The following is an 18976-nucleotide window of genomic DNA, read 5'->3' as shown; positions in this document are numbered from 1 at the left end:
GAACATGATCGGTCGCCTCACCGGCATCCTGCTTGAAAAGAATCCCCCGCAACTGCTGGTCGACGTACAAGGCGTCGGCTACGAAGTGGACGTGCCCATGTCCACTTTCTATAACCTGCCCGGTGTCGGCGAAAAAGTCAGCCTGTTCACCCACCTGACCATCCGTGAGGACGCGCACCTGCTGTTCGGCTTCGGCAATGCTGAAGAACGCGCCGTGTTCCGCCAACTGATCAAGATCAGCGGCGTCGGCGCGCGCACCGCGCTGTCGATCCTGTCCGGCCTCTCTATCGCCGACCTGGCGCAAGCTGTCACCCTGCAGGAAGCCGGGCGCCTGGTGAAGATTCCCGGTATCGGCAAGAAGACTGCTGAACGCCTGCTGCTGGAACTGAAGGGCAAGCTGGGCGCCGACATTGGCGCGGGCGGCGCACACCCGATCCACGATTCACAGGCCGACATCCTGAACGCACTGCTGGCGCTGGGCTACTCCGACAAGGAAGCCACGCTGGCGCTGAAGTCTGTCCCGGCCGGCGCCACCGTTTCCGATGGCATCAAGCAAGCGTTGAAAGCGCTGTCCAAAGGCTAAACGCCATCGTTCCCAGGCGGGGAGAAACGCGGCGCGGGAAGCGCAACGTGATACATTGCTGCGATCTTGAATGTTCAGGAGGCGATGGTGACAACAAGGTTGGACGAAAATGCATTGTGGACGATTCTCCGCATCGCGCTGGCCGGCTTGATTGCGGCGCACGGTTGGGCGCGTCTCCTGCATGGCGGGGTAGTCCCGTTCGGGGCCTGGCTGGACTCACAAGGCATCCCTTTCGGGGCGCCGATCGCCTGGTCCGTGACGATTATCGAGATGATCGGTCCGTTTCTGTTGATGGTAGGGCGGGGCGTTTTTCCCTTATCCCTCATTTTCTCGACTATTTACCTGGCGGGCATCGTGCTGGTCCATGCCAAGGAGGGCTGGTTCGTCGTTGGCTTGGGTAGAAACGGTGTCGAATACAGCGTGTTGCTGATCGTGGCGCTCTTGTGCGTGGGGCTTCGGCACTTCAACCTGCGCCGTCCCGTGACGAGTCCCTAGAGAATATGCCCATGCCCAACAAACCCTTAATCCTGGGTGCGCTCCTGAGCAGCGCAGCAGCACTCCTGCACGTTGGCTGCATCTATTTCGGCGCTCCCTGGTACCGCTTTTTCGGTGCTGGCGAGGAGATGGCACAGATGGCGGAGGCAGGCAGTTTGGTGCCTGGATTTATCACTGCCGGCATTGCGCTCATTCTGGGCATTTGGGCGCTATATGCGCTTTCAGCGGCCGGCGCCATTCGCCGCCTGCCCTTGCTGCGCACCGGCTTGTGCATCATTACCGGTATTTACTTGTTGCGCGGCCTCGCCGTCCTTCCAATTGCGCTGCTTCAGCCGCAGCACGCCACGGCATTTGCATGGTGGAGTTCTGCCATCTGCCTGGGTTTTGGCGCCATCCATCTGGTCGGCCTGTGGCAGCGCTGGCGGCCGATGTCGATCGCGAGGCATTGACGCATGAAGATAGCAAGGATCTCTGAACAAGACGCCGCCGCATTGGATCGCCTGGAGAATACCTTCACTTGCAACGAAGTCCTGGACATTTCCTTTACCGATGGCGAGTTCCGGCTGGACGTTCGCAGTGTTACACCGTTCTCCAAGTCCTATGATGCCGATGACTCCCTGGACGAGGACGTTGAGGCATACGGGGCATATATGGACGGCACCCTCGTTGGGAAGATTGAACTCACCGCCACCTGGAACGGTCTGGCGTCCATCGAGCACATCGTCGTCGCACGCAGCCAGCGCAAGTCAGGCGTCGCGACCGGATTGATCAACTTCGCAAAAGAATGGGCTGCCAGTAAACAGCTCAAGGGCATTCGACTGGAAACTCAAACCCATAATGTGCCTGCCTGCAGGCTCTATCTGCGCAACGGCTTCAAAGTAGGGGGAATGGACAGCTTCGTCTATCGCACGCAACCCGAGGTGGCGCATGAAACGGCGCTTTACATGTACTGGATTCCTGAGTAAAGCGTCGCCGATAGGGGAGGTTGGTTACAATGGCGTGGCTAATTAATCAACTGTTTGAGTGCAGCCAACCTGCATGTTTTTCTGCACATCCCCGCTCGCGCACTGGACTCTTGTCGTCGGTCGCAAATCAACCTAAAAAGCGAAGGGCGGCCTTAGCGGCACTGTTGTTGAATACTCCAAGCCAGCGAAAGGCGACACGCCTGGCGTGACGTTGATCACCGGGTTCATATCGGGCCTGAGGAGCTGCCTCCAGCGCTGGTGGAGGCAATCACTTCCGGAGCCGCCAGCAAGGACGATATGGGGCATTACGCCGACATGGCGCGGCGCTTGGGTATGGAGGGTGGGGCAAATGGGTGAGAACAAAACCAGGGCTACAGAGGCCAGCGTTGCGGAATACATCGCCTCGCGCGCGAACGGGCCGCAGCAGGCCGACTGCCAGGAGCTGATCGCGTTGTTCGGCAGGCTGACCGACGAGCCGGCGAAGATGTGGGGGCCAAGCATTGTCGGCTTCGGCGTCTACCGTTACACCTACGAGAGCGGGCGTAGCGGCGAGGCGCCGCTGGCGGGCTTCGCGGTCCGCGGCCGCGAGCTGGTGGTCTACCTGTTCTGCGAGGGCGAGGCACAGCAGGCTTTGCTGGCCCGTATCGGCAAACACAAGATGACCAAGTCCTGCCTGTACTTCAAGCGGCTGGACGATCTTGACCGCGTGGTGCTGGAGCAACTGGTCGTCAACTCCATCGCGGAGACGCGGGCGCGCTACGGCTAGCACTCTATAATGGCGCCACATTAAATAACAGGAACGTCGAATGTCCGTTGCCCCACAGGCGCTGTCCACGCACTCCCTCGCCACGCCACCGAATATCCTCCGCCGCCAGACCTTGGCACTGGTCATGCTGGTGATTTGCGGCGTCATCAACTACCTGGACCGGGCCACGCTGGCGGTGGCGAACGAATACATCCGCGCCGACCTGGGTTTGTCGCTGGGTGAGATGGGCGTGCTGCTGTCGGCGTTTTCGTGGAGCTATGCACTGTGCCAGCTGCCGGTGGGCGCGCTGGTGGACAAGATCGGGCCGCGCTGGCTGCTGGGCGCGGGGCTGGTGATCTGGTCGCTGGCGCAGGCGGCGGGCGGTTTTGCGGCGACCTTCGGCTATTTCGTGGTGGCGCGCATCGTGCTGGGCATCGGCGAGGCGCCGCAATTCCCGTCGGCGGCGCGCGTGGTGAGCAACTGGTTCCCGCTGCGTTCGCGCGGTACGCCGACCGGCGTGTATAACTCAGCCTCGCCGCTGGGCGTGGCGCTGGCGCCCTTGCTGCTGCCGCCGCTGATTGCGGCCACCAGCTGGCATTGGGCCTTCTTCGTGACCGGTGCCATGGGCCTGGTGGCGGCGGTCATGTGGGTGGCGTTGTACCGCGATCCAGTCAAGGAGCAGATGACGCCGCAGGAGCGCGCCTACCTGGAGGAGGGCGAGGGCAGCGAGGCGGCGCCCAAGACCAGCTTCGCGGCCTGGTGCGCCTTGTTCCGCTATCGCGTTACCTGGGGCATGATGCTGGGCTTCTTCGGCTCCGTGTACCTGAACTGGGTGTACCTGACCTGGCTGCCGGGCTACCTGCGCACCGAGCGCAAGATGGACCTGGCCGCGGCCGGCCTGGCCTCTGCGGTACCTTTCCTGTGCGGCTTTGCCGGCGCGCTGATCGCTGGCTGGGCTTCCGACCGCATTACGCGCCATGCGGCTTCGCCGATTTCCGGCCGCCGCAACGCGGTGGTTATCGCCACGCTGGGCATGGTGGCGTTCACCATTCCGGCGGCGCTGGTGCAGAGCAATGTCGCGGCGGTGGCCTGCATCTCGGTCGTGATTTTCCTGGCCAATGCGTCGTCGGCCTGCGCCTGGTCGCTGGCGACGGTGGCGGCGCCGCGCAGCCGCATCGCGTCGCTGGGCGCGATCCAGAATTTCGGTGGTTTCCTGGGCGGCGCCTTGGCGCCTATCCTGACCGGTTATATCGCGCAAAGCTGGTCGTTCGCGCCGGCCTTGCTGACCGGGGCTGGCATCGCTTTTGTCGGCGCCATGTCCTACCTCTTCCTGGTCAAGCAGCCGATCCCGGAAGCGTAATTTTTCGTGAGAATTGGGCCGGGGCCTGGCGGGTAGAATGCTGCTCGCTATGCATATCCGACCTTACCAAACCACAGACTGGCAGGCCATCTGCCGCGTCCACGACGCCGCCCGTGTTTACGAACTGGAAGCCAGTGGCCTTGCCGATGCTTTCCTGCCGCTGGAAGAAACCGGCGCGCAGGAGGGCTTGTTCGACGCCACCTTGCTGGTGGCGGAAATCGACGGTGCGGTGGCCGGTTTCGCCGGCTATACCGACGAAGAGCTGACCTGGCTCTACGTCGATCCCGTCCGTTTCCGCCAGGGCATCGGCCGCGCGCTGGTGATGGCGGTGCTGCGCGATGCGGGCAAGCCGCTGGCGCTTGACGTTCTCACCGGGAACGCGGCGGCACTGGCCCTCTACCTCTCGGCCGGCTTCACTATTATCGACACCATCAGCGGCAAGCTGGCCGGCAATGAGCAGTTCGCTGCGTCGGCGCACGTGCTGCGCTCCGCCTGATCTCACCTTTTAGGATTCACCTTGCTGGAAAAATCGCATTACCTGGTCAAAGAACACGTCGGCGTCCTCAAATTCTCCGGTACCTACGACATCATCGATCCCGAAACCCAGGCGCCTATCGGCGTTGCGCAGGAGCGCCTCGGCTTCCTGACCCATGCCTTGCGCCTGGTGATCGACAAGCGCATCCTGCCGACCACGGTGGCTATTGCCGAACAGGAGGACGGACCGGCCGTGCTGACCATACAGCGCGGCTTTACTTTGCTGCGTTCGCGCATCGATATCCTGGATCGCTCCGGCCAGGCCATCGGCTATTTCAAGTCCAAGCTGTTCAGCCTGGGCGGCGGCTTCCATGTCTATGACACGCGCGACCAACTGGTGGCGGAAGTGAAGGGCGACTGGAAAGGCTGGAACTTCAAGTTCATCGATGCCAACGGCAGCGAAGTCGGGACCGTTACCAAGAAATGGGCAGGCCTGGGCAAGGAGCTGTTCACTTCCGCCGACACGTATATGATTTCAATCGGCCAGGAATTCAAAGGCAAGGCCGGCTTGCTGCTGGCGGCCGGCCTGGCGATCGATATCGTGTTCAAGGAAGGCTAAGCATCAGCCGGGCCGCAGGATCACCTTGCGGCACTCCTCCTCCTTGCGGTCGAAGAGGCGGTAACCCTCGGCGGCCTGTTCCAGCGGCAGGCGGTGACTGATGATCGCGTTCGGGTGCAGCTTGCCCTGGCCGATGAACTCCAGCAGTTCGGGCATGAAGCGCTGCACGTGGGTCTGGCCCATCTTGAAGCTGATGCCCTTGTCGAAAGCGTCGCCGAACAGGAAGCCGTGGATAAAGCCGCTGTACACGCCCGGCACGCTGACCGTGCCGCCGCGCCTTACGGCCGCGATGCATTGGCGCAGGGCGGCGCCGCTGCTGCCTTCCAGCTTGATGGCGGTGAGCGCGGTTTCCAGTGCGCTGCCTTTGGCTTCGAAGCCGACCGCGTCGATCACGGCATCCACCCCGCGCGCGGCCGTGTTGTCGATGATGTACTCGGCCGGATCGACATGGTCGAAGTTGACCGGGATTGCGCCGTAGGCCTGGCGCGCAAAGTCGAGTCGGTAGCCGTTGTGGTCGACCATGAAGATGGTGTCCACGCCCAGCATGCGGGCGCAGGCGGCGGCCATCAGGCCGACCGGGCCGGCGCCGTAAATCGCCAGGCTGTCGCCTTGGCCGACGCCGGCATTCAGCACGGCCTGGTAGCCGGTGGGCAGGATATCGCTCAGGAACAGCACCTGCTCATCTTCCAGCGCGTCCGGAATGCGGATCGGGCCGACGTTGGCCTTGGGCACGCGCACGTATTCGGCCTGCCCGCCCGGCACGCCGCCGTACAGGTGGGAAAAGCCGAACAGGGCGGCCCCCGGGCGCAGGTTTTTCTTGTTCATGATGGCGCCGCGGTCGGGATTGGTGGTTTCGCAGGCGGAGAACAGCTGGCGCTCGCAGAAGAAGCACTGGCCGCAGGCGATGACGAAGGGCACCACCACGCGGTCGCCGCGCGCCAGGGTGGTGACGCCGGGTCCGGCATCCTCCACGATGCCCATGAATTCGTGGCCGAGGATATCGCCTTGCTTCATGGCCGGCACTTTGCCGCGGTACAAGTGCAGGTCGGAGCCGCAGATGGCGGTGGCGGTGATGCGCAGGATGACGTCGTCGGCGTCCTGCAGGATGGGATCGGGCACGGTGTCGACCTGGACCTCGTGCGCGGAATGGTAGGTAAGTGCGCGCATGAAAACCTCCTTGGGGTGGCATGGCGCCAGTATGGCGGCCTGCAGCGCCGGGGCTAGCGGCGCACGCGCCGTGAAGTCATGCGCGAATGTCCTACAACACGCGGCCGTGAGCGTGCTATTGTTGGACGGCTAACACGGGAAAGGTGGGTCGTATGCGCAAACTCGCTGGCATCTTTGGCGGGCCGGACGGCGCGGGCTGCAACAGCGGGCCGACGTTCCGGTACCGCCGGCGGGCCCCGGCATGAACCGGCGCCGGCTCCTGCTCGGCGCCGCCACGCATCTGCTGGCCTTGGGTGCCGGCTTTGCGCTGGGCGTCTACCTGCTGCCCATACTGATCGCACCCGCCGCGCCCAGCCCGGCGGCGGCGCGCAGCGAGGCGGCGGCGGCCCGCTTCAGCGGCATCTTCCGCCGCGACCTGGCGGACAGCGATGCGCTGCACTGGGGGGAGGGCAAGGTGTCGCTGACCGGGCGCGCGGTGGTGCTGGAGGGCGAGCTGGCGCCCGGGCCGGACTACAAGCTGTACTTGTCACCCGTCTACCTGGAAACCGAGGCCGACTTCCAGCGCCACAAGGCCAGCATGGTGCGGGTGGGAGAGGTGAGAACGTTCAAGAACTTCGTGGTGCCGCTGCCGCCCGGCGTCGACCCGGCTGGCTACACGACGGTGATTGTCTGGTGTGAAACTTTCAGCCAATTCATCACGGCCGCGCGATACCGCTAGCGGCCGCGCCAGCAGGTACAATGCTGGCATGAGCATCCAGACCGACAATTTCAGCGAACAGCGCATTATTGATGCGGCACCCTCCTCCCCCAACGAGGAGGCGATCGAGCGCGCCTTGCGCCCCAAGCACCTGGATGAATATGTCGGCCAGGCCAAGATCCGCAGCCAGCTGGAAATCTTCATTTCCGCCGCGCGCAAGCGGAGCGAGGCGCTCGACCATACCTTGCTGTTTGGCCCGCCGGGCCTGGGCAAGACCACGCTGGCCAACATCATCGCGCGCGAGATGGGCGTGAATATGCGCCAGACTTCCGGCCCGGTGCTGGAGCGCCCGGGCGACCTGGCGGCGATCCTGACCAACCTGGAGGCGAACGACGTCCTGTTCATCGACGAGATCCACCGCCTGTCGCCGGTGGTCGAGGAGATCCTGTATCCGGCGCTGGAGGACTATCAGATCGACATCATGATCGGCGAGGGCCCGGCGGCGCGCAGCGTCAAGCTGGACCTGCAGCCCTTCACCCTGGTCGGCGCCACCACGCGCGCCGGCATGCTGACCAACCCGCTGCGCGACCGCTTCGGCATCGTGGCGCGGCTGGAGTTCTACACCACCGAGGAACTGGCGAAGATCGTGACCCGCAGCGCCGCTTTGCTGAAGGCGAATATCGACGACGGCGGGGCGCTGGAAATCGCGCGCCGCGCGCGCGGCACGCCGCGTATCGCCAACCGCCTGCTGCGCCGCGTGCGCGATTACGCGGAGGTGAAGGGCAACGGCGACATCACGCGCGAGCTGGCCGATGCGGCGCTGCGCATGCTGGACGTGGACCACGCCGGCTTTGACGTGATGGACCGCAAGCTGCTGGAGGCGGTGCTGTACAAATTCGGCGGCGGCCCGGTCGGCATCGGCAACCTGGCGGCGGCCATCGGCGAGGCGGCCGACACCATCGAGGACGTGCTGGAGCCTTACCTGATCCAGCAGGGCTTCCTGCAGCGCACGCCGCGCGGGCGGGTGGCCACGGCCCAGGCCTACCAGCATTTCGGCGTGAACCCGCCGCGCACCAGCGCCACCGGGGATTTGTGGGATGCGTAAGGCGGCGGCGCTCGGCGTAGCGGCACTGGCGCTGGCGGCGCAATGCGCGGCGGCTGCGGTGCCGGTGCAGGGGTACGCCATCAAGGCGACCTACCCGCACGACCCGCAAGCCTTCACCCAGGGTTTGTTCTTCAAGGACGGCTTCCTGTGGGAGAGCACCGGCCAGTACGGTGCCTCCTCGGTGCGCAAGGTGGAGCTGGCGACCGGCAAGGTGCTGCAAAAGCGCGCGCTGCCGGAGAAGGTGTTCGGCGAAGGTATTGCGCCGCACGGCGACAGCATCGTCGGCATCACCTGGATGAACCAGGCCGGCTTCGTGATGGACCAGGGCAGCCTGTCGATCAAGGGCACTTTCAACTACATGGGCGAGGGCTGGGGCCTGACCAGCGACGGCGAGCGCCTGTACATGAGCGACGGCACGCCGGAAATCCGTGTTCTCGATCCCAAATCCTTCGGCGAGCAACGCCGCATCAAGGTCACCGTGGACGGCCAGCCGCTGGCCAAAATCAATGAGCTGGAGTGGGTGGAAGGACAGATTTATGCCAATGTCTGGCAGTCCGACCGCATTGCCCGCATCGACCCGTTCAGCGGCCGGGTGCTGGGCTGGATCGACCTGTCAGGCCTGGCGGCCACCGCCAAGGCGGGCAAGGATATCGACAACGTCCTGAACGGCATCGCCTACGATGCCAAAACGCGCCGTCTGTTCGTGACCGGCAAGCGCTGGCCCAAACTGTTCGAGATCGAACTGCGCCCCGCTAAAAAGTAGTAACTCTCGGTAGGCTTGCCTCATGCAGTTTTCCGCGCAAGAATAGGGTCAAACCCCGGGGCAAACCCCGTCTTTGCGGAGACTCGCCTTGCTTGCACGCTCCAGCAGCCTGTTCTGGAAACTGTTCCTGCCCATTGGCGTGTTGCTGGTCCTGTGTGGCGTGGTCGTTTCGGCATTATTGCCGGTCCTGATCAGGGGGAATGCCGAGCGTGACGCGGTGGACGCGGCGCAGGCCACGGTGCGCCAGTTCCTGGTGCTGCGCAAATACTACACGGAGAATGTGGCGGCGCGCGTGCTGGCACGGTCCGACCTGCTGGTCGATCCGGATTACCGCAACAAGGACAATGCGATCCCGCTGCCGGCCACCATGATCCACGACCTGAGCGCGCTGATGCAGGGCAGCGGCACGTCGGTCAAGCTGTACAGCCCCTATCCCTTCCCGCAGCGGCGCGAACGCGTCAGCGACCGGTTCGCGCAGGATGCCTGGAACTACCTGCAAAAAACGCCGCAAGGCGTGTTCTCCCGCACCGAAACCATTGATGGCAAGACCACCGTGCGCGTGGCGCTGGCCGACCGCATGAGCGCGCAGGCGTGCGTGGCCTGCCATAACAGCCATCCGCAAAGCCCCAGGACGGACTGGAAGCTGGGCGATGTGCGCGGCGTACTGGAAGTGAATTCGACGCGCGAGGCGGCCAGCGCGGCGCGCATCGCGAGCTGGGTGGTGATTGCGCTGGGGGCGATCCTGGTGCTGCTGGCGGTGGCGCTGCGCGTGTTCTACCAGCGCAATGTGGCGCGGCCGCTGCACCGTGCGCTCGATGCGGCGCGGGCGCTGGCCGCTTCGCGCGCCGGCCATGTGGCAGCGGTGCAGGCGGTGGCGGGCGGCAACCTGGAGCACGGCTTCACGCCGGCGCCCCTGCCGCCGCTGGACCTGCAAGGGGTGGCGCATGACGAGGCGGGCGACCTGCTGCATTCCGTGGCGGCGCTGGCGGAGGCGCAGCGCAGCTTCGACCAGGCCTTCGCGCAGATGACGCAGGCCCTGCGCGACAGCAACCTGGCCGAGCGCGAACGCGATTGGCTCAAGTCGAGCCAGAATGAATTGAACACGGTGATGCGCGGCGAGCAGGAGCTGGCCGCGATGGGGCAGCGTATCCTGACGTTTGTGGCGGAGCGGCTGGGGGCGCGCGTCGGCGCGCTGTATGCGGACGAGGGGCAGGGGCAGGGCATGCGGCTGCTGGCAGGCTATGGCCTGGCGCAAGGGCAGCATCCGGCGCTGGTGGTGCCGGGCGAGGGCCTGGCGGGGCAGGCCGTGCGCGATGGCCGGCGCATGCTGGTGGCGGAGGCGCCGCCGGGTTACCTGTCGATAGCGTCGGCGCTGGGCAGCGCGGGGCCGTCGGCGGTGCTGGTGCTGCCGCTGCAGCACGGGCGCAATATGGTGGGGGTGATGGAGCTGGGCGCTTTCCGCGCCTTCAGCGAAGTGGAGCTGGCCTTCGTCGACCTGTGCGCGGAGGCGATGGCGATCGGGCTGGAAGTGAACATCACGCGTCAGCGCACGCGTGCTTTGCTGGCGGAGACGGCGCAGCAGGCGGAGGAGCTGCGGGTGCAGCAGGAGGAACTGCAGCAGTCGAATGCGGAGCTGGAGGAGCGCGCTGACCAGCTGGAGCGGCAGCGCGAGGAGACCCAGCGGGTCAGCGCCTACAAGAGCGAGTTCATGGCGAATATGTCGCATGAGCTGCGCACGCCCTTGAATTCGATGCTGATCCTGTCCTCGCTGCTGAAGGAGAACAAAGGGCATAACCTGAGCGAGCGCCAGCTGGAGTACGCCGGTACGATCCACAACGCGGGGCGCGACCTGCTCAACCTGATCAACGATATCCTGGACCTGGCCAAGATGGAGGCGGGCAAGGTGGACCTGCATATCGAGCCGGTACCGCTGGCCGGCCTGTGCGACGAGCTGGCGGCGCAGTTCGCGCCGCAGGCGGAGCAGAAGGGGCTGGCCTTTTCGGTGGAGCGCTTGCCGGGCACGCCGGAGGTGGTGCCGATGGATGGGCAGCGGGTGCAGCAGGTGCTGCGCAACCTGCTTGCCAATGCGCTCAAGTTCACCCACGCGGGGAACGTGGCGCTGCGCGTGTCGGTGGTGGGGGAGCAGTTGTCGTTTGCCGTCAGCGACACCGGGATCGGGGTGGCGGCGGACAAGCAGGTCTCGATCTTCGAGGCGTTCCGCCAGGCCGATGGCAGTATCAGCCGGCATTACGGGGGAACGGGCCTGGGCTTGTCGATCTCGCTGCAGCTGGCGCGCAAGATGGGCGGGGCGCTGCATTTGCATAGCAGGGAGGGGGAGGGCAGTACCTTCACCTTCATGCTGCCGCTGCAGCCGGTGGTCGATGGCGCGGCCTGGCAGGATGGCGCGGCGTCCGACGGCGCGCGGCTTGCGGGCGGCTCGGGCGGCGCGAGCGCGCCGGCGGCCGGCGATGCGGCGGTGGGAGCGGGCATGGCGGGCCGGCGCATCCTGGTGGTGGAGGACGACCCCTTCTTCGCCCAGGTGCTGGCCGACTTTGTGCTTTCGCGTGGCTACCAGCCCATGGTGGCGAGCGATGGCGTGCAGGGCCTGGAGCTGGCGCGGCACGAGGCGCCGCACGCGGTGCTGCTGGACGTGATGATGGCGCGCATGGACGGTTGGGAAGTGATGCGCCAGCTGCGCGAAGACCCGCGCACCAGCCACCTGCCGGTGCATTTCATCACCTGCCTGGACGAGCTGCAGCGGGCGCGCGACCTGGGCGCGCTCGGCCTGCTGACCAAGCCGGCCAGCGTGGAGCAGCTGGCGGCGGTGTTCGACAGCATCGAGCAGGCTTGGGCGGCCACGCTGAAGCGGGTGCTGGTGGTGGAGGACGATGAGGGCCAGTTGAGCAGCCTGGCGGCGCTGCTGGCGGCGCGCGACGTGGAGGTGGTGCGCTGCCGGGGCGGCAAGGAGGCGCTGCAGCAGCTGCAGCACGGGCACTTCGACTGCATGGTGTTGGACCTGGGCCTGCAGGACATGAGCGGCTACCAGGTGCTGGAAGAATTGCACGCCCAGCCGCAGCTGCGCCAGCTGCCGGTGGTGATCCATTCCGGCCAGGACCTGGGGCGCGAGCAGCTGCGCCTGTTGAACCGCTACGCGCGCAGCGTCATCGTCAAGGGCAGCAAGAGCCCGGAACGCCTGCTGGGTGAAGTGCAGCTGTTCCTGCACAGCGTGGAGCAGGGCGGGCGCGCGGTGCAGCAGGAAGCGGCCGCGCTGGCCGGCAGCAAGGTGCTGGTGGTGGATGACGATATGCGCAACCTGTTCTCCCTGGCCAGCCTGCTGGGCGAGCGCGGCGTGCAGGTGGTGGAGGCGGAAAACGGCCTGGAAGCGCTGGAGAAGCTCAACGGCGAAGAGCGCTTCGACGTGGTGCTGATGGATATAATGATGCCGCAGATGAATGGTTATGAAGCAATGCGCCGCATCCGTGCCGAGCCGCGCTTCAAGGACCTGCCCATTATTGCGATGACCGCCAAGGCCATGCCCGGCGACCATCAGAAATGCCTGGAGGCGGGTGCCAGCGACTACCTCGCCAAGCCGATCGACACCACGCAGCTGCTGTCGCTGCTGCGGGTCTGGATAAGACGCCAAGGGGAAGCATGAACAGGACCATTCCAGTGCTGATGGTGGACGACCGCCAGGAAAACCTGACCGCGCTGGAGGCGCTGCTGGAGGATATGCCGCAGCCGCTGGAACTGGTGCCGGCCTTGTCCGGGCAGGAGGCCTTGCGCCAGTCGCTCAAGCGCGATTTCGCGGTGGTGCTGCTGGACGTGCAGATGCCCGACATGGACGGCATGGAAACCGCCGAACTGCTGCGCGCCAACCCGCGCACGCGCCACCTGCCCATCATCTTCATCACCGCCGGCCTGCACGACCGCGTGCGCCAGTTCGAGGGCTACGGCATGGGCGCGGTCGACTTCCTCACCAAGCCGATCGAGCCGGCCGTGCTGCGCAACAAGGTGGCGGTGCTGTGCGAGCTGTACGCCAAGGTGCAGGAGCGTACCCAGGCCCTGCACGAATCGGAGCGCCGCCTGCGCATGGTGATCGACAGTGCCAGCGAAGCCTTCATCGCCACCGATGCCAACGGCATCGTCACCGACTGGAACCACGCGGCGGAGCACCTGTTCGGCTGGCGCCGCGACGAGATGCTGGGCCAGCCGGCCGGCCGCGTGCTGTTGCCGGTGCGCGACGCCTGCAGCCAGCGCGCGCGCCATCGCAACGGGCGCGAGTTCGATGTCGAGCTGTCGCAATGGCAGGTGCCGCAATCGCAGCCGCCGACCTTCGCCGCGCTGGTGCGCGACATCACCCGGCGCAAGGAGGCGGAGGAGGCGCGCAGCTGCGAGCTGCGGCAAGCCTTGCAGCAGATCGTGGAGCAGGAAAAGATGGTGGCGCTGGGCGGCATCGTGGCCGGTGTGGCGCACGAGCTGAATACCCCGGTGGGCAACCTGGTGCTGCTGGCCACCGCCCTGCGCGACCGCGTGGTGGAACTGGCCGACAGCGCGCTGGCGGGCAAGCTGACGCGCTCCGGCCTGGTGGCCTCGGCCACCGAATGCCGCGCCGCCAGCGAAGTGCTGGTGCGCAGCGCCGACAAGGCGCGCGAGCTGATCGAGAGTTTCAAGAATGTGGCGGTGGACCAGACCAGCCAGCGCCGCCGCCAGTTCGACCTGCACACCTGCCTGCACGATATCCTGGTCACGCTGGGGCGCATGCTGCGCCAGGCCAATGTGGCGGTGGAGATGCAGGTGCCGCCCGGGGTGCTGATGGATTCCTATCCCGGCCACCTGGAGCAGATCCTCAATAACCTGATCGTCAACTCCATCCTGCACGGCTTCGAGGGGCGCGGCTGCGGCAAGGTGTCGCTCGCCGCCAGCGTGGACGGCGATCATGTGCGCCTGGTGTACAGCGACGACGGCGTCGGCATCGCGCCGGAGCTGCAACAGAAAATCTTCGAACCCTTCTTCTCCACCAAGATCGGCGCCGGCGGCTCGGGGCTGGGCATGTACATCGTGAACAACCTGGTGTGCGGCGCGCTGCAAGGCAGCATCAGCCTGGCAAGCGCGCCCGGGCAGGGCGTGCGCTTCGAGCTGCTTCTGCCGCTGACGGCCGCCTCAGGCGGCGCTGACCGGGAGCAGGGCGCCGTTGACGGCGCGGGCGGCGTCTGACAGCAGGAACAGCACCACCTGGGCCAGCGCCGGCGGGGCGACCCAGCGGCTGGTATCGGCATCCGGCATGGCGCTGCGGTTGGCCGGCGTGTCGATGATGCTGGGCAGGATGGCATTGACGCGGATGCCCTGGCCGTGGAGTTCCTCCGCCAGCGCTTCGGTCAGGCGCGCCACGCCGGATTTGGCGGCGGCGTAGGCGCCCATGCCGGCCTGCGCGCGCCCGGCGGCCATGGCGCCCACGTTGACGATGCTGGCGCGCCCCTGGCGCCGCAGGTACGGCAGGGCGGCCTGCGATGCCAGCAGGGCGGTGCGCACATTCATCGCGTACATGCGGTCCCAGGTGGCGATGTCGCCGTCGGCACTGTACTCCCAGGCGAAGCCGCCCGCCACGTTGACCAAACCATCCACGCCGCCGAAGTGCCCGGCCACGCGCTCCAGGCAGTGGCGCGCGGCCAGCGGGTCGTTCAGGTCGACGCCGCCGCAGGCCAGCACGCCTGGCGCCAGGCCGTCGGGCGCGGGCGCCTGGTCGACCAGCGCGACCCGGGCCCCGGCCGCCAGCAAGGCGTCGCCCACGGCGCGGCCCAGGGCGCCGAAGCCGCCCGTCACCACAATCCTCGGCTTATTCATCGCTATAGATCTTTCCGCCGAATTTCAGGGCAGTGTATTCGCGCTGCGATTGCAGCAGGGGATAGAACATCTGCTTGTCCCAGCGTTCTTCGCCGAACAGCTGGTCGTCGCGCAGCCCGACTTCGGCCGGGTAGCGGCGCGTGATGTGGGCGGTGCCGAACAGGATGTCCCAGAAGAACAGCAGGTTGCCGAAGTTGCCCTTGTAGTGGCCGATGCCGTCGGCGTTGGTCAGGGCGTGGTGGGCGCGGTGGGTGGCGGGCGTGGAGATGGTGCGCTCCACGATCCACATCAACGGCCGCAGGGCGCGCATGCGGTACAGCGGCTCGTCCCAGGCCCAGGCGCAATGCGCGCCCAGGATCACGGTCTGCTTCAGGGCGACATAGGCGAAATACTCCCAGCCGCAGCCCAGGTAGACCATGAAGCCGCTGAACCACAGGCCCGGCATCATCAGGTAGTAAAAGAAGTTGTTGCGATAGGTGATGCGGATGCTCATGTAGGCGGCCGAGTGGTGTGCGCGGTGCAGGGGCCACAGCAGCGGCGAGTGCGAAATGCGGTGCCACCAGTACTGGGTCATGTCGTCGCCCACCAGCAGCAGCAGGCCCCAGGCCCACCAGGGCAGTCCGGCCCAGGCGTCGCGCAGGCCGGGCGCCAGCCATTGGCCCAGGGCGTCGGTGGCCAGCAGCAGCACGGGCTGGGTCACCACCAGCAGGCTGATGGTCATCAGCAATTCCAGCGTTGTATCATTGGCGCTGGCGCGCACCGTGTCGCGATAGCGGCGGCTGGCGATTTCCGCTGTGGCCAGGCCGGCGATCACCATCGCCAGCAGCGCATACATCATGGTCTTGTCCATCGTTCGGGTCTCCTTTGCAGCCATGATGCAACGCCCGGCCCGGCAAGATTGTTCAATTTCGTGCAATTCAGGATCTTTCGCATGCATGTGTTTCAAAACAACCCGTGGTTCGCGGGCCTGCCAGCGGCGCAGGCGCAGGCCTTGCTGGCGCTGACCCGCCCGGTGCGCTTGGCGGCGGGCGAACCGTTGTACGTGCAGGGCTCTTTTTCCGGCACGGCGGACGACGGCTTCTGGGGCGTGCTGCGCGGCTCGCTGCGCCTGTCGGTGATGCATGAAAACGGCAACGAGGCGATCCTGGCCATGGCGGAACCGGGCAACTGGTTCGGCGAGACGGGGCTGCTGGAGGGTTCCGGCCGCACCGCCACGGCGACGGCGCAGGAGGAGACCGAGCTGCTGGTGGTCAGCGCCGAGCGTTTTGCGCTGCTGATGCAGGATGTGGTGTTCGCCAATGCGATTGCGCGGCTGGAGGCGCAGCGCTTGCGCGCGGCGCTGGGCATGATCGCCGACATGGCCTTGCATGGCACGCGGGCGCGCCTGGCGCGGCGCCTGCTGATGATGGCGCGCGGCGACCTGACCCTGGCCCCCAGCGCGCGCAGCGTCATCACCGCGTCGCAGGACCACATCGCCATGATGCTCGGCCTGGGGCGCACCACCTTGAACAAGGAACTGCGCGCGCTGGCGCGGGCCGGCGCGATCACCCTGCGCTACGGGCAGATCGAGGTGCGCGACCTGCAGGCGCTGCGCGCCGCCGCCAGCGCGGACTGAGGGCGGTGCGCCGGCCGGCGCGGCACTATTGGCGCGGCATCTCGGTGCCGGCCAGCTGCGACAGCACGGCGCGCGCCGTCTGCAGCACGCGCTGGGCGCCGGGCGACAGGGTGCGGCCGCGCAGGCGGATGGTGGCGATATCGGCCCACAGCGGCGGCAGGGCCACCGGCACCTGCACCAGGCGTCCCAGTTCGGCCGCCTCGGCCAGCGCGGCGTGGCTGGAAATCAGCAGCAGGTCGCATTCGGCCACCACGTCCACCAGGGTATGCACGCTGTCGCAGCTGAGCACCACCGGCAGGTCGCGCCCGGGCGGCAGGCGGAACAGCTTGTTCATCTGCACCATCAGCACGTCCGGGATGGTGGGCGCCGCCATGCCATAGGGCAGCAGCTCGGGCGGCGTGATATCGGGCCGCGCCAGCAGCGGGTGGCCGGGGCGGCAGTAGATGCCGCCGTACTGGCGGCACTCGTGGGTGATGATCAGATCCTCCGCCGCCTCAATCAGGCGCACGTCGGACATGAAGAACTCCATGTCCTCGGCGCGCAGGTGGTCCAGCAGGTAATTCGAGTTGTTGATCGAGACCGACATGATGATGCCCGGCTGTTCGGCGCGCACCTGGCGCAGCATGCGCGGCAGCAGCGCGCCCGAATGCAGGGGGCCGATGCCGAAGGCGACGCGGCCACTGTCTCCATTTCGCAACATATCCAGGTCGTGTTCCATATTGCGCACATCAAACAGCAGGCGCCGCGCGTGGTTGAAAAAGGCGGCCCCCGCCACCGTCACCGCCACATTGCGGTTGCCGCGGTCGAACAGCAGGAAACCCAGCTCCTCCTCCAGCGCCTGCACGGCGCGCGACAAGGCCGGCTGGCTGATGCTGACGCGCTCGGCAGCGCGCACGAAATTGCCCTCGTCGGCCACGGCCAGGGCATAGCGCAAGCGTTTGAAATCCATCGAACTCCTCTGGTATGCAAATTATGCATTTGACCGATACAAACAATGCATTGGACGAATAGTAGTGCCAAACACATACTCGTTTCAACGACAGCGTTATTAAAACGCGGCGCAATCTGGAGACACTGTGATGCAGGTTCAGAAATTCGACTATGTTGTCGTAGGGACGGACTCGGCCGGACGCGTTGCGGCGGCCGAGGTGCTGGACATCCAGCGCGCGGCCTTTGCGGCCGACATGCTGCCTTCCGCCGCCAGCCGGCGCGAGCGGCTGGACCGGCTGTACGCCCTGGTGGCAGACAACGAGCAGGCCATCCTGGACGCGATCAGCGCCGATTTCGGCGGACGCGCGCGGCAGGAGATGGTGCTGACCGAACTCTTCATCGTGCTGTCGGCGGTGCGCCAGCAGCGCCGCAAGCTGGGGCGCTGGATGCGCCCGCGCCGCGTGGCGACCCCCTTGCACATGCTGCCCGGCAGCAGCGAGCTGATGCCGCAGCCGCTGGGCGTGGTGGGCAATATCGTGCCCTGGAATTACCCCTGCCAGCTGGCGCTGCTGCCGGCGGCGGCCGCGCTGGCGGCCGGCAACCGGGTCATGATCAAGCCGAGCGAACTGACGCCGGCCTTTTCGCACCTGCTGGCGCAGCTGGCGGCGCAATATTTCAACCCGGCGGAACTGGCGGTGATCGAGGGCGGGGTGGAGGAAAGCCGCGCCTTCGCCGCGCTGCCTTTCGACCACCTGGTGTTCACCGGCTCCACCACCGTGGGCCGGCAGGTGGCGATCGCGGCGGCGCACAACCTGACGCCGGTGACCCTGGAGCTGGGCGGCAAATCGCCCGCCATCATCGATGAAAGCTGCGACCTGGCGGAGTCCGCGCCGCGCCTGGCCTTCGGTAAATTATTCAATGCGGGGCAGACCTGCGTGGCGCCCGATTACGCGCTGGTGCCGCGCGCGCGGGTGGCCGATTTCGTGCGCGAAGTCAGCGCGGCGGCGCTGGCCATGTATCCGCAATTCGCCGGCAACCAGCAATACACCAGCATCATCAGCGAACGCCATTACGCGCGCCTGCAGCAGCTGGTGCGCGACGCGCAGGAGCAGGGCGCCACCGTGGTGCGCCTGGGCGCCGAAGCGGAGCGCCCGCACGACGGCGAGCGGCGCATGGCGCCGGTGCTGCTGCTGGACGTGACGCCGGACATGGCCGTGATGCGCGAGGAAATCTTCGGCCCGCTGCTGCCGGTGCTGCCGTATGACACGCTGCAGCAAGCCATTGCCTTCATCAACGAACGCGAACGCCCGCTGGCGCTGTACTGGTTCGGGCGCGACCGCCGCAACTGCCAGCAGGTGCTGGGCTCCACCATTTCCGGCGGCGTCACCGTGAACGACGCGCTGTGGCATGCGGCGCAGGAGAACCTGCCCTTTGGCGGCGTGGGCGCGAGCGGCACCGGCGCCTACCACGGCGAGCATGGCTTCCTGGCTTTCTCCAAGCAAAAGCCGATCTACCGCCAGGCGCGGCTGAACGGCTTTGGCTTGTTCCGCCCGCCGTATGGCCGCGTGTTCGACACGCTGGCGGACTTCCTGAAGCGCCACATGTAATGGATAGCGC

Annotated in this window: 19 protein-coding genes; 15 read left to right on the top strand and 4 right to left on the bottom strand. The window is 66.3% G+C overall.

Annotation, left to right across the window (positions count from 1 at the left end):
- The first annotated feature begins 4 nt into the window (after window positions 1-4).
- The 8 genes from ruvA to GTP41_RS15960 all read left to right on the top strand — a co-directional run bounded on the left by ruvA (window position 5) and on the right by GTP41_RS15960 (window position 5241).
- Complete coding sequence (gene ruvA, locus GTP41_RS15995) at window positions 5-583, top strand: Holliday junction branch migration protein RuvA (protein ID WP_161026570.1); 579 nt, start codon at window positions 5-7, stop codon at window positions 581-583.
- A gap of 66 nt (window positions 584-649) precedes the next feature.
- Window positions 650-1078, top strand: coding sequence for a DoxX family protein (locus GTP41_RS15990; RefSeq protein WP_161026569.1), 429 nt, complete (start codon window positions 650-652; stop codon window positions 1076-1078).
- Window positions 1079-1089: 11 nt separating this feature from the next.
- A complete protein-coding gene (locus GTP41_RS15985) occupies window positions 1090-1527 on the top strand; it encodes a hypothetical protein (RefSeq protein WP_161026568.1) in 438 nt (145 codons plus the stop codon).
- A 3-nt stretch (window positions 1528-1530) separates the two neighbouring features.
- On the top strand, window positions 1531-2043 hold the full coding sequence (locus tag GTP41_RS15980) for a GNAT family N-acetyltransferase (RefSeq protein WP_161026567.1): 513 nt from the start codon (window positions 1531-1533) through the stop codon (window positions 2041-2043).
- Between the two features lie 349 nt (window positions 2044-2392).
- Window positions 2393-2809 (top strand): DUF1801 domain-containing protein, encoded by a 417-nt coding sequence (locus tag GTP41_RS15975; protein ID WP_161026566.1) that lies wholly within the window; start codon window positions 2393-2395, stop codon window positions 2807-2809.
- 40 nt (window positions 2810-2849) lie between these two features.
- Window positions 2850-4148: an MFS transporter gene (locus tag GTP41_RS15970; protein WP_161026565.1), complete on the top strand. Its 1299-nt coding sequence runs from the start codon at window positions 2850-2852 to the stop codon at window positions 4146-4148.
- 37 nt (window positions 4149-4185) lie between these two features.
- Entirely contained in the window at window positions 4186-4644 is a 459-nt protein-coding gene (locus tag GTP41_RS15965; RefSeq protein WP_202419754.1) for a GNAT family N-acetyltransferase, read from the top strand.
- 21 nt (window positions 4645-4665) lie between these two features.
- Window positions 4666-5241 carry an LURP-one-related family protein gene (locus GTP41_RS15960; RefSeq protein ID WP_161026564.1) on the top strand — a complete coding sequence of 192 codons (576 nt, stop codon included), beginning with the start codon at window positions 4666-4668 and terminating at the stop codon, window positions 5239-5241.
- Window positions 5242-5244: 3 nt separating this feature from the next.
- Here GTP41_RS15960 and GTP41_RS15955 read toward each other — a convergent pair whose 3' ends face one another.
- Window positions 5245-6408 (bottom strand): zinc-dependent alcohol dehydrogenase, encoded by a 1164-nt coding sequence (locus GTP41_RS15955; protein ID WP_161026563.1) that lies wholly within the window; start codon window positions 6406-6408, stop codon window positions 5245-5247.
- Window positions 6409-6649: 241 nt separating this feature from the next.
- On the opposite strand from GTP41_RS15955, the gene GTP41_RS15950 reads away from it, so the two are divergent.
- The 5 genes from GTP41_RS15950 to GTP41_RS15930 all read left to right on the top strand — a co-directional run bounded on the left by GTP41_RS15950 (window position 6650) and on the right by GTP41_RS15930 (window position 14187).
- Entirely contained in the window at window positions 6650-7126 is a 477-nt protein-coding gene (locus GTP41_RS15950; RefSeq protein ID WP_161026562.1) for a DM13 domain-containing protein, read from the top strand.
- Between the two features lie 28 nt (window positions 7127-7154).
- Window positions 7155-8210 (top strand): Holliday junction branch migration DNA helicase RuvB, encoded by a 1056-nt coding sequence (gene ruvB, locus GTP41_RS15945; RefSeq protein WP_161026561.1) that lies wholly within the window; start codon window positions 7155-7157, stop codon window positions 8208-8210.
- On the top strand, window positions 8203-8973 hold the full coding sequence (locus tag GTP41_RS15940; protein WP_161026560.1) for a glutaminyl-peptide cyclotransferase: 771 nt from the start codon (window positions 8203-8205) through the stop codon (window positions 8971-8973). Before ruvB ends, GTP41_RS15940 begins: the two co-directional genes overlap by 8 nt.
- 88 nt (window positions 8974-9061) lie before the next feature.
- A complete protein-coding gene (locus GTP41_RS15935) occupies window positions 9062-12628 on the top strand; it encodes a response regulator (protein ID WP_161026559.1) in 3567 nt (1188 codons plus the stop codon).
- The gene (locus GTP41_RS15930; protein WP_161026558.1) at window positions 12625-14187 is read left to right on the top strand and encodes a sensor histidine kinase; all 1563 of its coding nucleotides are present in this window, start codon (window positions 12625-12627) and stop codon (window positions 14185-14187) included. The genes GTP41_RS15935 and GTP41_RS15930 overlap by 4 nt, the downstream gene beginning before the upstream one ends.
- Here GTP41_RS15930 and GTP41_RS15925 read toward each other — a convergent pair.
- Together GTP41_RS15925 and GTP41_RS15920 are read right to left on the bottom strand one after the other, a co-directional pair.
- Complete coding sequence (locus GTP41_RS15925; RefSeq protein WP_161026557.1) at window positions 14134-14814, bottom strand: SDR family NAD(P)-dependent oxidoreductase; 681 nt, start codon at window positions 14812-14814, stop codon at window positions 14134-14136. The two genes, GTP41_RS15930 and GTP41_RS15925, sit on opposite strands and share 54 nt — an antisense overlap.
- The gene (locus tag GTP41_RS15920; RefSeq protein WP_161026556.1) at window positions 14807-15664 is read right to left on the bottom strand and encodes a sterol desaturase family protein; all 858 of its coding nucleotides are present in this window, start codon (window positions 15662-15664) and stop codon (window positions 14807-14809) included. The genes GTP41_RS15925 and GTP41_RS15920 overlap by 8 nt, the downstream gene beginning before the upstream one ends.
- 81 nt (window positions 15665-15745) lie before the next feature.
- On the opposite strand from GTP41_RS15920, the gene GTP41_RS15915 reads away from it, so the two are divergent.
- Window positions 15746-16429: a Crp/Fnr family transcriptional regulator gene (locus GTP41_RS15915; RefSeq protein WP_161026555.1), complete on the top strand. Its 684-nt coding sequence runs from the start codon at window positions 15746-15748 to the stop codon at window positions 16427-16429.
- 25 nt (window positions 16430-16454) lie between these two features.
- Here GTP41_RS15915 and GTP41_RS15910 read toward each other — a convergent pair whose 3' ends face one another.
- Window positions 16455-17378 carry a LysR family transcriptional regulator gene (locus tag GTP41_RS15910; RefSeq protein WP_161026554.1) on the bottom strand — a complete coding sequence of 308 codons (924 nt, stop codon included), beginning with the start codon at window positions 17376-17378 and terminating at the stop codon, window positions 16455-16457.
- Window positions 17379-17508: 130 nt separating this feature from the next.
- Between GTP41_RS15910 and GTP41_RS15905 the strand changes: the two genes are divergently transcribed.
- A complete protein-coding gene (locus GTP41_RS15905) occupies window positions 17509-18966 on the top strand; it encodes a coniferyl aldehyde dehydrogenase (protein ID WP_161026553.1) in 1458 nt (485 codons plus the stop codon).
- The last annotated feature ends 10 nt before the right edge of the window (window positions 18967-18976 follow it).

The sequence above is a fragment of the Pseudoduganella guangdongensis genome, from assembly GCF_009857475.1.
Classification (GTDB): Bacteria; Pseudomonadota; Gammaproteobacteria; order Burkholderiales; family Burkholderiaceae_D; genus Rugamonas; species Rugamonas guangdongensis.
The sequence above is the reverse complement of the archived record's forward strand: the minus strand, read 5'-3'. Positions and strand labels throughout refer to the sequence as shown.

Excerpts from the sequence above, each read along its gene's own strand:
- ruvA (WP_161026570.1), top strand. The coding sequence starts at position 5 with ATGATCGGTCGCCTCACCGGCATCCTGCTTGAAAAGAATCCCCCGCAA.
- GTP41_RS15985 (WP_161026568.1), top strand. The coding sequence starts at position 1,090 with ATGCCCAACAAACCCTTAATCCTGGGTGCGCTCCTGAGCAGCGCAGCA.
- GTP41_RS15980 (WP_161026567.1), top strand. The coding sequence starts at position 1,531 with ATGAAGATAGCAAGGATCTCTGAACAAGACGCCGCCGCATTGGATCGC.
- GTP41_RS15975 (WP_161026566.1), top strand. The coding sequence starts at position 2,393 with ATGGGTGAGAACAAAACCAGGGCTACAGAGGCCAGCGTTGCGGAATAC.
- GTP41_RS15970 (WP_161026565.1), top strand. The coding sequence starts at position 2,850 with ATGTCCGTTGCCCCACAGGCGCTGTCCACGCACTCCCTCGCCACGCCA.
- GTP41_RS15965 (WP_202419754.1), top strand. The coding sequence starts at position 4,186 with ATGCTGCTCGCTATGCATATCCGACCTTACCAAACCACAGACTGGCAG.
- GTP41_RS15955 (WP_161026563.1), bottom strand. The coding sequence starts at position 6,408 with ATGCGCGCACTTACCTACCATTCCGCGCACGAGGTCCAGGTCGACACC.
- GTP41_RS15950 (WP_161026562.1), top strand. The coding sequence starts at position 6,650 with ATGAACCGGCGCCGGCTCCTGCTCGGCGCCGCCACGCATCTGCTGGCC.
- ruvB (WP_161026561.1), top strand. The coding sequence starts at position 7,155 with ATGAGCATCCAGACCGACAATTTCAGCGAACAGCGCATTATTGATGCG.
- GTP41_RS15940 (WP_161026560.1), top strand. The coding sequence starts at position 8,203 with ATGCGTAAGGCGGCGGCGCTCGGCGTAGCGGCACTGGCGCTGGCGGCG.
- GTP41_RS15930 (WP_161026558.1), top strand. The coding sequence starts at position 12,625 with ATGAACAGGACCATTCCAGTGCTGATGGTGGACGACCGCCAGGAAAAC.
- GTP41_RS15925 (WP_161026557.1), bottom strand. The coding sequence starts at position 14,814 with ATGAATAAGCCGAGGATTGTGGTGACGGGCGGCTTCGGCGCCCTGGGC.
- GTP41_RS15920 (WP_161026556.1), bottom strand. The coding sequence starts at position 15,664 with ATGGACAAGACCATGATGTATGCGCTGCTGGCGATGGTGATCGCCGGC.
- GTP41_RS15915 (WP_161026555.1), top strand. The coding sequence starts at position 15,746 with ATGCATGTGTTTCAAAACAACCCGTGGTTCGCGGGCCTGCCAGCGGCG.
- GTP41_RS15910 (WP_161026554.1), bottom strand. The coding sequence starts at position 17,378 with ATGGATTTCAAACGCTTGCGCTATGCCCTGGCCGTGGCCGACGAGGGC.
- GTP41_RS15905 (WP_161026553.1), top strand. The coding sequence starts at position 17,509 with ATGCAGGTTCAGAAATTCGACTATGTTGTCGTAGGGACGGACTCGGCC.